Here is an 11,180-nt window from a genome sequence, read left to right as displayed (position 1 = left end):
CGGGCCGCCGCCCACGGGCCGCCGCCCACGGGCCGCCGCCCACGGGCCGCCGCCCACGGGCTCCCACGCTGGACCCCAAGCCCGCGCGGAAACCCGCACCCCCCGGGGACAGGGGCACACCCCAAGGGCAGGGGACCCCAACACCCCTTGTCAGCAAGCTCTAAGGTCCTGTCTGCCCCGACGTCCGCGTAGCGCGTCCGACGGGTTATGCCCGGCGCCGCTTGCCCTGGTAGCCGGTGCCGAGCCGGACCCGGCGGGTCGGCGCGAGCGGTGCGGCCAGCAGCAGTGCCAGTAGGAACGCCGCGAGCAGGACCGCGGGGGTGACGGAGGAACCGATTTCGGAGTGGTCGGCGGCGACCTCCGTCTCGGTGTCTTCGTCCTCGTCCTCAGAGGTCGGGGTGACCATCGGCAGCTCGGCCAAGTCCTCCGACGATCCCGGGGAGAGGTCGGGCAGGTCCGCCTCGTTGCGCGGGAGCGTGGGGATGTCGGCGTCGCTGGTGGGCACGCTGTCGACGCCGGAGCTGGGGGAGTTCCCGGGGACGTTGGGCGTGTTCCCGCCGCCTCCGGCCTCACCGCCGCCACCGCCACCGCCGCTGCCGTCACCGCCACCGGAACCGGTGTCCTCGTTCTCGTCGTTGCCGTCCGAGGGCGGGGTCTCAGAGGGGGTGTCCGAAGGGTCTCCGGGATCCGGCGCGTCGGGCCCCTCGGTGGGGCCGTCGGTCGGTGTCTCGGAGGGGTCTTCGGTGGGCTCGTCGGTCGGCGTCTCGGAGGGGTCCTCCGTCGGCTCGTCGGTCGGCGTCTCGGAGGGGTCCTCCGTCGGCTCGTCCGTCGGTGTCTCGGTCGGCTCCTCCGGCGGTTCGGAGGGCTCGGGGTCGGTGACCTCGACCGTCCACGTGTCTGAGGGGATTGAGACCGCGTCCGCGTCGTCGACGTCGGTGCACTCGGTGCCGGGGTCGGGGAGCACGTAGCGCAGCGTCGCGACCACGTCGGTGGTCTCTTCGGGTGTGCCGGTGACCGCGCTGTGGGCCTCACCTCGGGATTCGAGTGACTGCTCGGAGAACTCCGCCGCCTCGAAGGGGCCGTCGACGTCGAGCCCGAGCAGGCAGACGGTGGCGTAACCCAGGTTGGTCACGGTCAGCGTGTTCTCCGCCGACGAGCCCTTCTCGACGGAGTCGGAGGTGCTCGTGAAGGCGAAGCCGACGGCTGCCGGTTCGGCGTGCGCGGGGGCCATCACGGCGATGAGGGTGGAGCCGACGAAGGCGGCGCCGAGGGCGATGCTCAGGCGGCGTCTGTGGGGGAGTCTCGCGGTAACAGGGACAGCGGGGGTTGTCGCGGCGGTGGGCATCGGTGCGAGCTCACTCCTCCGGGGGCGCGCCATTGCGGCTCGGGCCGCACCCGGCCGTTGGGCTCCGCCACGCCTGCCATGCCCGTGTGTCGGGTGCGCCCCCGATCCTATGCGGTGTGGCCGCCGAGTTCGAGAGCGCTCGTCGTTGGATTCGGGACGGATGGCGTGTCAAGGGGAGAAATCGGAGCGGAGCGGCGCGAGAGGGCGCAAAAGGCGCCGGGGCGCCGAACGCGGGCGCCCCGGAATACCCGTAGCCGATGAGTCCTGGTCCTGCAGTCCCCGTGCCCCTACGTGGCACCGGCCTCAGCGGAACGGGCGGCGGGCAGCGGATCGGCTTCCCCTGCTGCTTCAGCCGGGACGGAAGCAGCGGCCCCCGACTTGGACGCGGGGTCGGGAACGAAGCGGTAGCCCACGTTGCGGACCGTGCCGATGAGGGACTCGTACTCCGATCCCAGCTTGGCGCGTAGCCGCCTTACGTGGACGTCGATGGTCCTGGTGCCGCCGAAGTAGTCGTAGCCCCAGACCTCCTGGAGGAGTTGGGCCCTGGTGTACACCCGGCCGGGGTGCTGCGCCAGGAACTTGAGCAGTTCGAACTCCTTGAAGGTGAGGTCGAGGATGCGGCCGCGGAGCCGGGCGATGTAGGTCGCCTCGTCGATCACGAGGTCGCCTCGGCGGATCTCGTCCGGGTCGTCGACCCGCGCGCCGGCCGAGCCGACGGCGAGGCGGAGGCGTGCCTCGACTTCGGCCGGTCCCGCGGTGGCCAGGACGAAGTCGTCGGCCTGCCAGTCCGGGGTGAGCGCCGCGACGCCGCCCTCGGTGAGGATGACCAGCAGCGGGCAGTCCAGTCCGGTGGTGTCGAGCAGGCGGCAGAAGTTGCGGGCCGCCGCCAGGTCCGTACGCGCGTCGACCAGAATGGCGTCTACGGGGGTGCTGGAGTTCCCACTGGCACCGGACGCCAGGAGGGCGCCGGCCTCCGCGGGCGCCACCCGCACCGAGTGCAGGAGGAGTCCGAGGGCGGGTAGGACGTGGTCAGACGGTTCGTTCGAGTTCGTCAGTAGCAGCAGATGGCTCATGCGTCTCTTCTCGTCGGCCCGCTTGCCGCGGGCGATCGAAGGCGCCATTGCCCCCGGTGAAGATTTGTTGAATTCGTCGCCTCCGAGCAACACCAAGGATAATCAATAGATGGCGAAGTGCACTATCCGGTACTGGGCATCGGCGAAGGAAGCGGCCGGAACGGCCGAAGAGACCGTCGAAGCCGACACCCTCGCGGCCGCTCTCGAAGTGGCGTGTCAACTGCACCCCGAGGACCGTTTCCAGCGTGTACTCGGGGCTTCCTCGCTCCTGGTCGACGAGCACCCGGTCGGCAAGCGGGCGCACGGTGAGGTCGCGGTTACGGACGGGACTGTGATCGAGGTCCTACCGCCCTTCGCGGGGGGATGAGAGGTCGAAAACATGACGGAATCGGAGGGAAACATGCCGGAAACCTCGGAGTGGGCGGGGATGGCGCGGGTGGTGATGCTGGGCAAGCCCGGATGCCATCTGTGTGAGGACGCGTGGTCGGTCATCACCCGTGTGACGGACGAGCTCGGTGCGGACCGCGCCGAGCAGGAGCTCGACGGGGTGTCCGAGGCGGATCGGGAGGAGTACTGGGACAAGGTCCCGGTGACCTTCGTCGACGGGCGCAGGCACGACTTCTGGCGGGTTTCGGAGGAGCGCCTGCGTTCCGCGCTCTCTCCCTGAAGGGCGGTTCTCCAACGGGGAAACACACCGCCGTCAGTCCGGGAAAGACGGCGGTGCCATTCTCTGCCCGTGCTCTGCCTGCTCCCTGTCCGGGCGGAATGCCGGTGATGTGATCTCCCGTTTCGAACTGGTCGGCAAGGGCCCCATTTGTGGGAACTCGCGATCCCGGCGTCACACGGCACCCCACTTTGTGCGTGCTTTCACAAGCACGTAATCTGGAGGCCCAGACCCGTAGGTCGGGGAAGCGCGCGGACCCGGCGCCCTGCGTCCGATTCGTGCGTGGCCCGCACCCCGCCCGACCCGACCCGGCCCCCAGGAGCGCTTGCCTGTGACCAATCGTCCACCCCGGCCCCGGGAGCGGGGAATACCGGAGGCCACCGTCGCCCGGCTTCCGGTCTACCTTCGAGCCCTTCAATCCCTGCAGGAACGGGGTACGGCCACTGTCTCCTCCGAGGCGCTGGCCAACGCCGCCGGAGTGAACTCCGCGAAGCTCCGCAAGGACCTCTCCCACCTCGGGTCCTATGGAACACGTGGCGTGGGTTACGAGGTGGAATACCTCATCTATCAAATCTCACGTGAGCTTGGTCTCACCCAGGACTGGTCCGTGGCCATCGTCGGCATCGGAAACCTGGGCCGCGCACTGGCCAACTACGGGGGATTCGGCACGCGCGGGTTCAGGATCGCGGCCCTGCTCGACGCCGACCCGGAGGTGGTCGGCAGGACCGTGGCGTCGCTGGATGTGAGGCATATTGACAGCCTGGAAGAGGTTGTGCGTTCCAGGGGCGTTTCGATCGGCGTCATCGCCACGCCGGCCGGATCCGCTCAAGGGGTGGCCAGCCGCTTCGTTGAGGCCGGGGTGACCAGCATCCTCAACTTCGCTCCGGTCGTGCTGAATGTGCCGGACGGGGTCGATGTGCGTAAGGTCGACTTGTCCATCGAACTCCAGATCCTGGCCTTCCACGCGCAGCGCCGGGCCGACGGTGACGGCCATCCGCAGCGGGCGGGACTGGGAGTGACGTGAGACCGCAGGGTCCCGGGACGTTCTCTGTGCGTCCGGGGTCCGGAGAGCGGTGCCGAAGAGCGAGCGTGTGCCGCGTTTCGGGGGGCTGACGGCGGGGGTACTCGGCCGTGCCCGAACATGGAGAGACATAGTGCCTGCATAGGAGTGCGGATGAGTGTCCTGGCCGTGGGGTTGAGCCATCGGAGTTCGCCGGTGGCGCTACTCGAACGTGTCGCGCTGAACGGGGAGACGCGTGCCAGTGCGGTCGGGGAGATGGTCGGCTCCGACGCGGTCAACGAGGTCATGGTGGTCTCCACGTGCAACCGCACGGAGATCTACGCCGACGTCGACGCCTACCACGGCGGGGTCGCGGCCGTCACCGAACTCCTCTCCTGGCACACCGGCGTGTCCCTCAGTGAACTCTCCGAGTTCCTCTACGTGCACTTCGACGACAACGCCGTCCGCCACCTGTACTCCGTGACCTGCGGCCTCGACTCCATGGTCGTCGGCGAGGGCCAGATCCTCGGCCAGGTCCGCGACGCCCTCAAGGAGGGACAGGAGACCGGCTCGGTCGGCCGGGTCCTCAACGACCTCGGCCAGCGCGCGCTGCGCGTGGGCAAGCGCGCCCACACCGAGACCCACCTCGACCACGCCGGGGCGGACATGGTCAGCTTCGGCCTCACCGTCGCCACGCGCGACCTGGCGGTGACCCCGGTCCCAGGTACCCCGGTCGCCGACGTCACCCCGCCCGCGGGCTGCCCCATGTCCGGCCAGGGCGCACTGCCCGGCCAGGGCGCACTGCCCGGCCAGGGCGCCGCGGAGGCGCCCGCCCGGGACCAACCCAGGGTCCTCAGCGCGGAACTTCCCTCCGGCCCGCTCACGGGCACCCGTGTGCTGGTCCTCGGGGCCGGTTCCATGAGCGCGCTCTCCGCCAACACCGTCGCCCGCCAGGGCGCCGGAACGGTCATCGTCGCCAACCGCACCCGGGAGCGCGCCGCCCGCCTGTCCGAATGCCTCAACGAGGCCTACGACACCGTGCACGCGCACACCGTGCCCTTCTCCGAGGCGGCCGACTCCCTCGCCGACGTCGACCTTGTCATCTCCTGCACCGGAGCCCAAGGCCTCGTGCTCACCGCCGACGCCGTGGCCGCCGCGACCCGGGGCCGGACCCGGCCCCTCGTCTTCCTCGACCTCGCGCTGCCCCGCGACATCGACCCCGCCGTGCGAGAGCAGACCGGGGTCAGACTGGTCGACATCGAAGACCTCAGGCAGGCCGCCTCCAGCGCCGATACCGCCGGAGAGCGTTCCAATGCGCTCACCCTCGTCCGCGGGATCGTCGACGAGGAGGTCGGGGAGTTCCGCGCGGTCCGCAGAGCCAGCGAGGTCGCACCCACCGTCGTCGCCCTGCGCACCCAGGCCCGCGACGTCGTCGACGCCGAGCTCGCCCGCCTCCGCGGCCGCCTGCCCGACGACATGGACGAGCGCACCCGCGAGGAGATCGGCCGCGCGATGCGCCGCGTCGCCGACAAGCTCCTGCACAGACCTACCGTCCGCGTGAAGGAGCTGGCCGCGGACCCCGACGGGGAGTCCTATGAGGCCGCCTTGCGCCAACTGTTCGACCTCGACCTGAAGGCCCCGGAGATCGCGGCCGACCCCGCACCCGACACCGCGGCGCGGTCCGCGCAGGAGAAGGCATGACCGGCACACCCGCCAAGCTCGGCACCCGCCGCAGCACCATGGCCACCACCCAGTCCCGCGGGGTCGCCGACACGATCACGGAGCGGACCGGGAAGGCGATCGACCTGGAGCTCATCACCAGCTTCGGCGACGTCACCAAGGCCCACCTGACCCAGCTCGGCGGCACAGGTGTCTTCGTCAACGCCCTGCGCGACGAACTGGTCGCGGGCACCATCGACTTCGCCGTGCACTCGCTCAAGGACCTGCCCACCACGCCCGCCGACGGCCTGGTCCTCGCCGCCATCCCCGAGCGCGACGACCCCCGCGACGCCCTGTGCGCCCGGGACGGTCTCGAGTTCGCCGACCTGCCCGCCGGGTCCAAGGTCGGTACGGGCTCCCCGCGCCGCGTGGCCCAGCTGGCCGCGCTCCGCCCCGACCTGGTCTACCTGCCCATCCGCGGCAATGCCGAGACCCGCCTGGGCAAGGTCACCTCCGGCGAGCTCGACGCCGTGATCCTCGCCTACGCCGGACTCGGCCGCGTGGGCCGCCGGGACCGGGTCACCGACGTGTTCGGCCCCGACCGGATGCTGCCCGCCCCGGGCCAGGGCGCCTTGGCCGTGGAGTGCCGCACCGAACGCGCGGACGCCGACCTCGCCTACCTGTCCTCCGTGGACCACGCGCCGACCCGCACCGAGGTCGTCGCGGAGCGTACCGTCCTCGCCGAACTCGAGGCGGGGTGCGCCGCCCCGGTCGGTGCCTTCGCCGAGTACGGTTCGGGCACCCTGCGCCTGCGGGCCGCCGTGGTCGCCACCAACGGGGCCACCGCCGTGCGCAGGGAGAAGACCATCGATCTCGACTCGCCCGAAAAGCTCGACGACGCCGTCGCGCTCGGCCGGGAACTGGCCCGCCAGATGATCGCCGAGGGCGCCGACCGCATCGTCGCCGAGGCCTTCGCCGAGAGGGACGAACCCCAGAACACCTGAATCCGATGACCCGGGCAGCACCTCAGCTGCTGGGCAACACCCGCGCGGGTCGCCCCCGCCTCACCGTCACCGCCCCGGAGGCCGGATCCAGGGCACGGGCGACCCACACACGAGGAGCCAGTACGTGAACGCCAACGCCAACGCCCAGCCGGAGGAACCCCGCGCCGCTCGGCGGCCCGGCCACGTCGCCCTGGTCGGTTCCGGTCCGGGCGGCGCTGACCTGCTGACCCTGCGCGGCGCCGAGCTGCTGCGCAACGCCGACGTGGTCGTCACCCTGCGCGAGCCCGCGGGTGAGGAGCTCTCCGGGTTCCGGGCGGAACTGCTCGCCCACTGCGCCGAGGACGTGTCCGTGGTCGAGGCCGCCGAGTGCGGCGGCGACATCAACGCCCTCGCCGTCACCCGGGCCCGCGAGGGCCAGCGGGTCGTGCGCCTGTACTCCGGAGACCCCTTCTTCGGCTGCCGCGGCGCCGAGCTGGTCGCCACGTGCAAGGAGGCGGGTATCGAGGTCGAGGTCGCCCCCGGCGTCTCCTCAGTCACCGCCGTGCCCACCTTCGGCGGCATTCCCCTGCTCACCGACGCCAGCGCCGAGGTGCGTGTCCTGCACGCCCGACCGCACGGCGACAAGGAGGTCGACTGGGCGGAGGCCGCCGCCAGCGACGCCCCCTTGGTCATCCTGGGCGCGGACGCACCCGCGGGGGAGGCACCCGAGCACCAGGGCCCCGGGTTCGACGTACTGTGCAAGACCCTCATCGCGGGCGGGCGCCCCGCGACCACGCCGGTCGCCGTCATCCGCGCCGGAGGCACCACGAGGCAGACCACGGTCACCTCGACGCTGGCCCGCCTGGTCGCCGAGCTCAAGTCCACCGACGCCAAGAACCACCACGTCACGGCGCCCGCGCTGATGGTCGTCGGCGCGCCGGTGGCCCGCCAGGCCGAACACTCCTGGTTCGAGACCCGTCCGCTGTTCGGCTGGCGCGTCCTGGTGCCCCGCACCAAGGAGCAGGCCGCGGCGCTGTCCGACCAGCTCATCAGCTACGGCGGGGTACCCGAGGAGGTGCCCACCATCTCGGTGGAGCCGCCCCGCACCCCGCAGCAGATGGAGCGGGCCGTACGCGGCCTGGTGACCGGCCGCTACCAGTGGGTCGCCTTCACCTCCGTCAACGCCGTGAAGGCCATCCGCGAACGACTGGAGTCCTACGGACTGGACGCCCGGGCCTTCGCGGGTGTGAAGGTCGCCGTGGTCGGAGAGGCCACCGCGCAGGCGGTGCGGGACTTCGGCATCCAGCCCGACCTGGAGCCGCCGGAAGACGCCCAGTCCAGCAAGGGCCTGGTGTCGGTGTGGCCGCCCTACGACGCCGAGATCGACCCCATCGAGCGGGTCCTGCTGCCGCGCGCGGACATCGCCACAGAGACCCTCGCCGCCGGCCTCACCGACCTCGGTTGGGAGATCGACGACGTCACGGCCTACCGCACGGTGCGCGCCGCGCCCCCGCCCCAGCCGGTCCGCGAGGCCATCAAGGGCGGCGGGTTCGACGCCGTGCTCTTCACGTCGTCCTCGACGGTGCGCAACCTGGTGGGGATCGCGGGCAAGCCGCACAACACCACCGCCATCGCCGTGATCGGCCCGGAGACGGAGAAGACCGCCATCGAGTTCGGCCTGCGGGTCGACGTCGTGGCGCCGAAAGCCTCGGTTTCCGCCCTCGCGGGGGCACTTTCGGAGTACGGTGCGGCCAAGCGCCGGGAAGCGATCGAGGCGGGCAAGCCCGTCCTCAAGCCGAGTCAGAAGCGCCGCGGCCGCCGCCGCAAGCTCTGAGCCCGACCGGGCCGCGGCCCCGGCGCCGCAGAACCGTCCACACGCCGCCACTACCCGTGCCGCCACAATCCGGGAGCCCAGAAATGACCGCTGCCAGCCACGACGCCGAGTTTCCCGTCGCCAGGCCGCGCCGCCTGCGCCGAGGCCCTGCGCTGCGTCGCTTGGCCGCGGAGACCCGGGTGCTCCCGGAGAACCTGATCCTGCCGATGTTCGTCAAGGAGGGGATCACCGAGCCGGTGCCGATCTCCTCGATGCCCGGCCAGGTGCAGCACACCCGTGACAGTCTGCGCAAGGCCGCCGGTGAGGCGGCCGCGGCCGGGGTCAGCGGGCTGATGCTGTTCGGGATCCCCGAGCACAAGGACAGTGTGGGCTCGCAGGCCGACGACCCGGACGGCGTGGTCCAAGCGGCCCTGCGCGACCTGTCCGCGGAGGTCGGCACGGACATCGTGGTGATGGCCGACCTGTGCCTGTGCGAGTACACCGACCACGGCCACTGCGGGCCGCTGGAGGAGAGCGGGCACGTCAACAACGACCTCACACTGGAGCGGTACGCGTCCATCGCCGCCGCCCAGGCTGAGGCCGGAGCCGCGGTGGTCGCGCCCAGCGGGATGATGGACGGTCAGGTCGGGGCGATCCGCACCGGACTGGACCGGGCCGGGTACCCGCAGGTGCCGATCCTCGCCTACGCCGCCAAGTACGCGTCCGTGTTCTACGGCCCCTTCCGCGAGGCGGCCGAGGGCGCACCCCGGTTCGGGGACCGCGCCGGCTACCAGCAGGACCCGGCCAACGTCCGCGAGTCGTTGCGCGAGGTGGCCTTGGACGTCGCCGAGGGCGCCGACATGGTGATGGTCAAACCGGGCCTGGCCTACCTCGACGTGGTGGCCAAGGTCGCGGAGTCCGCGCCGGTACCCGTGTCGGCCTATCAGGTGAGCGGTGAGTACGCCATGATCGAGGCGGCGGCAGAGAAGGGCTGGCTCGACCGGGAGCGGGCGATCCTGGAGACGCTGACCTCCTACCGGCGCGCGGGGGCCGAACAGATCCTCACGTACTGGGCCACCGAGGCGGCCCGTCTGCTCCGCTGACGCGGCCAGGCCCACGCCCCGGTCGCGGCCGCCGGGCGCCGGGCCACTCTTCACAGTCGGCCGCGCCCGCACCGACGACGACCGGGGAGACCAGATGGCCGACGTGCTGTACCGAAGGAAACGACGCCACGCGACGGACAGCATGCTGGAGTCGGCACTGCGCTACGCGGGCCTGGGCTGGCCCGTGGTCCGGGGCGCGGCCCCCGGTGAGGACCGGGCGTGTACGTGCGACCGGATGGGCTGTCCCGACCCGGCGGCACATCCGGTCAACGCTGCCTGGGGCGTGGAGGCGAGCACCGACACGGAGACGATCCGACGCTGGTGGACGGCGAACCCGGGCGCGAACGTGGTCCTGCCCACCGGCCGGGTCTTCGACGTCCTAGACGTGCCCCGGGAGGCCGGTGTGATGGCCCTGGCCCGGATGGGCCGCTCCGGTGTCCCGGCGGGCCCGGTCGCCTCCCTGGACTCGCGCTACCTGTTCTTCGCCGCCACCCGCTCCCCGATGGACGAGGACGAGTGGTGGTCCTGCCACCTGGACTGCGTCCCCGAGTCCGTCGAGGAAATGCCGGGGCTGCGCTGGCACTGCCGGGACAGCTTCGTCCTCGGCGCCCCCTCCGTCCTGGCTTCCGGCGGACGCGTCACCTGGATCCGGGCTCCGCGCGACGTAGAGGGCTCGGTCGTGCTCCCCGACCCGATCGCGGTACTCGACATCCTCAACGACGCCAGCGAGGAGTTCACGGGCTGACCCCGGCCTGACCGGTGCCTTTCGGGCGGTTTGGCCGTATCCGGCCAGAGTGAACCGGCTGCTCTGCGCCATGCTCTAACTTCGTGTGCGTGAGACTACGCAACGCAAACCACCCCTGCCCCTGCGCATGATGGCTTTCTGCGCTGCCGTCGTGCTGTCGGTCGGCGCCTGCCGAGACGGAGACGAGGCGGGCGACGGAGCTGCGGAGGACGCCGTGGAGGAGACGCCCGCCGACACGGAGACCGGGGCCGGCGAGCCCGGAGACGGACAGCCTGAAGAGGCGGAGGAGCCCACGACGACCGTTGAGGGCGAAGGACTCGCCTACGACCTCCCCGAGGACTGGGAGCCGATCGAGGAGTCCCCGGAGGACTTCGCCATGGACTCCGAGGCCCTCCAGCACGGTCTGGTCCGAGACGACGGGACCGTGCTCGCCTATACCAGCGCGACTCTCGCAGAGAAGTCCCCGGACGACGGTCCGGCAGCGGACGCGATGGGCGCGGCCAACCTCCTGAGCGGGTTCATCGGCCCGCTGAACGAGGGCTTCGAGGCGCGCGGCGTCACGGAGTTCGAGGTGCCTGGAGCACCCGACGCCGCCCGCGCCGACATGGGGTACAACACCGACCTGTCCGGGACCACGCTGGTGGTGGACACCGGAACCGACGACTTCACGATGCTGCACGTGGTCCTGCACGAGGCGGCACAACCGGACGGTGGCGAGGCCGGCACCGATGACTTGGAGGCCATCCTGACGTCGGTCCGAGTGGACTGACCCCGTCCATGCTTGGTCGGCACCCG

General features: G+C 71.5%; 11 protein-coding genes. 9 read left to right on the top strand and 2 right to left on the bottom strand.

The annotated features are described in order from the left end of the window. Positions 1–205: 205 nt before the first annotated feature. Complete coding sequence (locus tag ACYVD1_RS30600; RefSeq protein ID WP_460777966.1) at positions 206–1,345, bottom strand: hypothetical protein; 1,140 nt, start codon at positions 1,343–1,345, stop codon at positions 206–208. 287 nt (positions 1,346–1,632) lie between these two features. Then, positions 1,633–2,418, bottom strand: a complete 786-nt coding sequence (locus ACYVD1_RS30595; RefSeq protein WP_460754039.1) for a winged helix-turn-helix transcriptional regulator — start codon at positions 2,416–2,418, stop codon at positions 1,633–1,635. Between the two features lie 109 nt (positions 2,419–2,527). Between ACYVD1_RS30595 and ACYVD1_RS30590 the strand changes: the two genes are divergently transcribed. From ACYVD1_RS30590 to ACYVD1_RS30550, 9 genes are all read left to right on the top strand, one after another. Then, a complete protein-coding gene (locus ACYVD1_RS30590; RefSeq protein WP_460754044.1) occupies positions 2,528–2,785 on the top strand; it encodes a MoaD/ThiS family protein in 258 nt (85 codons plus the stop codon). 33 nt (positions 2,786–2,818) lie between these two features. Continuing rightward, positions 2,819–3,085, top strand: coding sequence for a glutaredoxin family protein (locus ACYVD1_RS30585; protein ID WP_460777964.1), 267 nt, complete (start codon positions 2,819–2,821; stop codon positions 3,083–3,085). A gap of 328 nt (positions 3,086–3,413) precedes the next feature. After that, positions 3,414–4,106, top strand: coding sequence for a redox-sensing transcriptional repressor Rex (locus ACYVD1_RS30580; protein WP_460754051.1), 693 nt, complete (start codon positions 3,414–3,416; stop codon positions 4,104–4,106). Between the two features lie 150 nt (positions 4,107–4,256). Further along, positions 4,257–5,783: a glutamyl-tRNA reductase gene (locus ACYVD1_RS30575; protein ID WP_460777963.1), complete on the top strand. Its 1,527-nt coding sequence runs from the start codon at positions 4,257–4,259 to the stop codon at positions 5,781–5,783. Further along, the gene (gene hemC / locus ACYVD1_RS30570; RefSeq protein ID WP_460754057.1) at positions 5,780–6,745 is read left to right on the top strand and encodes a hydroxymethylbilane synthase; all 966 of its coding nucleotides are present in this window, start codon (positions 5,780–5,782) and stop codon (positions 6,743–6,745) included. Before ACYVD1_RS30575 ends, hemC begins: the two co-directional genes overlap by 4 nt. 124 nt (positions 6,746–6,869) lie before the next feature. Further along, positions 6,870–8,558: a bifunctional uroporphyrinogen-III C-methyltransferase/uroporphyrinogen-III synthase gene (locus ACYVD1_RS30565; RefSeq protein ID WP_460754060.1), complete on the top strand. Its 1,689-nt coding sequence runs from the start codon at positions 6,870–6,872 to the stop codon at positions 8,556–8,558. Positions 8,559–8,641: 83 nt separating this feature from the next. Next, positions 8,642–9,640 carry a porphobilinogen synthase gene (gene hemB, locus ACYVD1_RS30560; RefSeq protein ID WP_460754063.1) on the top strand — a complete coding sequence of 333 codons (999 nt, stop codon included), beginning with the start codon at positions 8,642–8,644 and terminating at the stop codon, positions 9,638–9,640. Between the two features lie 142 nt (positions 9,641–9,782). Further along, positions 9,783–10,385 (top strand): bifunctional DNA primase/polymerase, encoded by a 603-nt coding sequence (locus ACYVD1_RS30555; RefSeq protein ID WP_460754308.1) that lies wholly within the window; start codon positions 9,783–9,785, stop codon positions 10,383–10,385. An 85-nt stretch (positions 10,386–10,470) separates the two neighbouring features. Beyond that, positions 10,471–11,154 (top strand): hypothetical protein, encoded by a 684-nt coding sequence (locus tag ACYVD1_RS30550; RefSeq protein ID WP_460754067.1) that lies wholly within the window; start codon positions 10,471–10,473, stop codon positions 11,152–11,154. The last annotated feature ends 26 nt before the right edge of the window (positions 11,155–11,180 follow it).

This window comes from Nocardiopsis nanhaiensis (assembly GCF_054778635.1).
This window is presented reverse-complemented; position numbering and strand designations above follow the sequence as displayed.